The sequence below is a fragment of the Actinomycetota bacterium genome (assembly GCA_035536535.1).
Lineage (GTDB): Bacteria > Actinomycetota > JAICYB01 > JAICYB01 > JAICYB01 > DATLNZ01.
On the sequence record DATLNZ010000168.1, the window covers coordinates 1 to 4,002 of the forward strand.

Consider the following 4,002-nt stretch of genomic DNA (forward strand, 5'->3'; position numbering starts at 1 on the left):
ACGCACCGGACGACGACACGGCGCCACAGGAGTGGGACCGGCTCAACTGCGCGTCCGCAGTGGAGGTGCCGACTCCCGAGCCTGTTGCGATCGACGCGTCCGGGGCGTGGTTCGGAGCCCCGGCTCTGGTCATGCGCCGACTGAACGGACGCCCCCTTCACGCCCCGGCCGACCTGGACACGTGGCTGCGGGAGATCGCGCAGGCGCTGATTGCCGTCGCCGGCGGCCCCCGGCGGGGGGTGCCGGCCGCAGTCCGCGAACGGCGGCCGTGGCAGCCACCGAGAGGACTTCGGCTGACCGCGCTGACGGGTCCAGCCGTCGACCTGCTCCAGCGCGAGCTGCCGAAGGTCCCGCGGCGCGGACAGGTCTTTGCGCACTGCGATTTCCATCCCGGCAACCTGCTGTGGTCACGCGGACGCCTGTCCGGCGTCGTCGACTGGAGTGCCGCACGGCTGGCCCCGCGCGCGTGGGACGTCGCCTACTGCCGCGCAGACCTGTGCGTGCTGCTCGGCCTCCGAGCGGCCGACCGAATGCTCGAGCACTACGAGCGGATCTCCGGCGCCCGCCTCGAGCACCTGCCGCTGTACGACCTCGCATGCGGACTCAGCGCGTTGCGATGGAGCCATCTTTGGGCGGGCGCTTATGCCGAACAGGGGCGCCGGGATCTGACGACTGGCAAGGTGAAAGCGAGATCGGCGGCTCTGGTCCGCCGCTCATTGGCCCGCCTCTGAGACGGCGCCGGCAAGCGGTCCGGCTCAGCATCCCGAGGGGACCCGGGGCGTGACTTGCCTGCGATTTACCTAGCAGGCTCCCTGGAACATGACCTCGCCCAGCTGCACGTTCCCCGGACGGCTCCCGTCGCCAAAGTGGATCACGACGCTCTTCAACGAGATGAGGTGCACGCCACGGAAGGCCGCCAGTGGAATTCGCGTCTCCGACAGCGACCACCATCCCCTGCGCAGCTCGTCATTGCGGCCGAACTGATTGCCGTCGCTCGGGGGGGGCCGGATAAAGGACCAGCCGAAGCCCTCACCGGACACCGTGGCGCGCTCGTCATCGGAGTTCACAAGCTCCACGGCCCAGGGAACGGACGCCGCCCCGTCGTTGCTCGGTGAGGCGTCGTTCATCGCGCCGCGGATGACGATTTCGCAACGGTTCGCGACGAGGTCCGGAAACGGCATCTGCACGGTCGCCTTGCTGTTCCAGTTGATCGTCGCTTGGCTTGAAGCCGAGTTGATCCACCACTGAGGACACTGGTCGCGGGCGCTGTCGCAGACGGCAAGGTCGCCCCCCGACGTGGTTATGGCTCCCCCCGCCGCATTGGCGCCGCTCATCCACGTCGTCACGAACGTCCTCTCGCCGGCAGGCGGCAGATAGGACGGAAGAACGGCCGGAGTGCACGACGTCACGCAGCCTGACAGTGCCGGAGCGCCGCGCGCCGTCAGAAGCCACTCCAGGTCGCGCTCTGCTCCGACGTGGGTGCGGATGAATGCGGCGACGATCTTTGCCGTGATTGACTCCTGCGTTGCGCGTGGCAGGCGGTTGCTCCGCGGGGAGTCCGGCATGCAAATCGCGTGTTCGTACGGATTCAGGGGCAGCACCTGTGTCGGGTCACGCTGCCACTCGTCCGGCCACTCGGAGTTGAAGAACCCGTGGTTGGCTCCGACCAAAGTGAACTGCGCCCTGGCGTAGGCGTCTGAATTCAGGTCGAACCGCGAACGGTCCCAGACTCTGGCGCCCTGGGTCCCCGTCTCGAAGTCGCAAGACCCGGTGATCGCGGCGAAGTGCAGACCCGTTGGGGCGTGCACGCGCCGGTCGAAGTCGAAGTCGACGGCGCCTATCTCGATCAGGGCCCTGTACGGCGACGGCTTGGACACATCGGCCTGCTCCCGGCGCACCAGCCCAGCGAGGGCATCGGCACTGCGCGAGTGTCCGACGAGGACGACCCGGTCCACGTCCAGCGACCCCCGCAGATCGAGGGCCGACGACGGACCGCCGCCGTCCGACCAGGACTCCATCAGGTCCAGCGTGGCCCGCGCCAGGTCAGCCCGAAGGCTCAGGTCGTCCATAGGTGGCGGCCGCATGGACAGCACCCAGTTCACGCTGGGCGACACGACCGTGTACCCGTGAGAGGCGAGGACGCGGCCGGCGTAGTCGTACCCCCGCCAGCTGGGCAGGTCCTCGACGGGGCCAGCGGTGGGACAGGGGCCGGGGAAAAGGACGCCGCCGACAGTGACGTCCCTGCCGGCAACCCTGCAGGGGTGGTGCGCACCGTGCATGAACAGCACGACGGGGGACCGGACCGCCCCCACCGGAGCGTGGATCACGCCGTACATGCGTGTGGGAGTGGGGTTGGTCGGAGCGCCGACGACTGCGACACCAGCGTCGTACTCGGCCGTCCTCACCTCGTAGGGGCCGGCAGCGTCCGGTGGCGCTGCGGAGGCCGGGCCGGACACGTCTGGTGGCGCCGCCGGGTTGGCCCCCAAAGCGGGGGCCGCGGCAACCGCCACCAGCGTCGCCAATACAGCAATAGCCCCACGAATCAACATGGACCTGTTCTTCGCCGTCGAGCCCCCGTTGTCCTTGTCGTGGGTCCACGACCGTCTGCCCCGACGCAACCGTCCAACTGCCCACGGTCCATGCCTTGATGAGCATATAACCATTTGGTTATCCTCAAGGAGTGACTACGTTTGAAGTCGTAGCTGAGCCCAACCGCCGCCGCATCCTCGACGCCCTGCGGCGGCGGGAGCTGCCCGTGGGCGAGTTGGTGGACAGGCTGGCGCTGAGCCAGCCCCTGGTGTCCAAGCACCTTCGGGTTCTGCGCGAGGCAGGCCTTGTGGAGGTGCGGGTGGATGCACAGCGTCGGCGCTACCGCCTCCGCCCGGACTCGCTCCGAGAGATCGACCAGTGGCTGAATCCCTACCGGCGGTTCTGGACCAACAAGCTGGATGCGCTCGAGGCGCACCTGGAAAGGAAGTGAGCTCAATGGACGGACAGGCGCAACGGATGGGCGACGAGTGGGAACTGCGGTTCGAGCGGCGGCTTCCACACCCCGTCGCCAAGGTGTGGGACGCCCTGACGCAGCCGGAGCAGTGGAAGCACTGGCTGGCCGAGGGAGGGCAGGTCGACCTCCGCGTCGGGGGTCGCATATCCATGACGGGCCACGGGATCGAAAGCACCATCACCGAGCTTGACCCGCCGCGCCTGATCGCGTTCGGGTGGAACTCCTTTGACTGGGAGGGAGGCATCGTCCGATGGGAGCTCGAACCCGCCGAGGGCGGCACCCAGCTAGTCCTCACGCACCGGTTAAAGGGGATGTCACAAGAGCAGGCGGACGAGTTCCGCGGCCGCTTCGACCTTCCGGACGGATGGAAGCCGGTCCCCAGCACGCTGGCCGGCTGGCACGTGCTGCTGGACCAGCTGGCCCGGGCTCTTGACGGGCACACGGATCAGCTGGAGCACCAGTACTGGACGAAGCTCAACGAGGAGTACGCGGAAAGGCTCGGCTCCCAGGTGACCTAGGAGGATCAGGCGGCACTCGGGCGCGCTACTCCCGGTTCAAAGCGAAGGCCGTGGCTTCGTCCGGGGTCATGCCGGCCCCCCGTTCGACGGCCGCTGAATATGCCTCCTCACCCAGCTCCCGCCGCAGGTCCTCACGGACCGTGTCGAGCACCGGCCGGTCCGCCGATGGCATCGGAACCGCCTCGCGACTGCGGATGCTCTCCGCCCATCCGAGCAGGACGGCCGCTCGCCCGGCTCGCCCCGCGGCGGCCTCCACCCGGACCATGAGCTCCAGCACGGGCAGCCTCGGGTACTGGTTCGCGCTCAGCCTGGGCACCAGTTGCAGAGCCTCCGTCAACGCGTCCGCCGCGGACTCCAGGCGGTTGTCCGCCAGGTCCACGCCTGCCTTGGCGTGAAGCGCCGCCCGCCGGCTCACGTCCGAACCGGCCTGTCCCAAGGCTGCGTCGGCCCAGCTTCCGGCCCCCCTCACGTCGCCCGACA

5 protein-coding genes are annotated in these 4,002 nt (G+C 68.8%); 3 read left to right on the top strand and 2 right to left on the bottom strand.

All coding sequences use genetic code 11. The annotated features are described in order from the left end of the window. Nucleotides 1–731, top strand: a 731-nt coding sequence (locus VNE62_11240; GenBank protein ID HVE92852.1) for an aminoglycoside phosphotransferase family protein, incomplete at its 5' end; no start/stop codon positions are given. Between the two features lie 69 nt (nucleotides 732–800). On the opposite strand, the gene VNE62_11245 is transcribed toward VNE62_11240, so the two are convergent. Next, complete coding sequence (locus VNE62_11245) at nucleotides 801–2,549, bottom strand: hypothetical protein (GenBank protein ID HVE92853.1); 1,749 nt, start codon at nucleotides 2,547–2,549, stop codon at nucleotides 801–803. Between the two features lie 131 nt (nucleotides 2,550–2,680). Here VNE62_11245 and VNE62_11250 point away from each other — a divergent pair, with 131 nt between their 5' ends. Both VNE62_11250 and VNE62_11255 read left to right on the top strand, forming a co-directional pair. Beyond that, the gene (locus tag VNE62_11250; protein ID HVE92854.1) at nucleotides 2,681–2,980 is read left to right on the top strand and encodes a metalloregulator ArsR/SmtB family transcription factor; all 300 of its coding nucleotides are present in this window, start codon (nucleotides 2,681–2,683) and stop codon (nucleotides 2,978–2,980) included. A 5-nt stretch (nucleotides 2,981–2,985) separates the two neighbouring features. After that, nucleotides 2,986–3,522 (top strand): SRPBCC family protein, encoded by a 537-nt coding sequence (locus VNE62_11255; GenBank protein HVE92855.1) that lies wholly within the window; start codon nucleotides 2,986–2,988, stop codon nucleotides 3,520–3,522. A 25-nt stretch (nucleotides 3,523–3,547) separates the two neighbouring features. Here the strand turns inward: VNE62_11255 and VNE62_11260 are convergent. After that, a partial coding sequence (locus VNE62_11260; GenBank protein ID HVE92856.1) for a hypothetical protein occupies nucleotides 3,548–4,002 on the bottom strand: 455 nt, incomplete at its 5' end.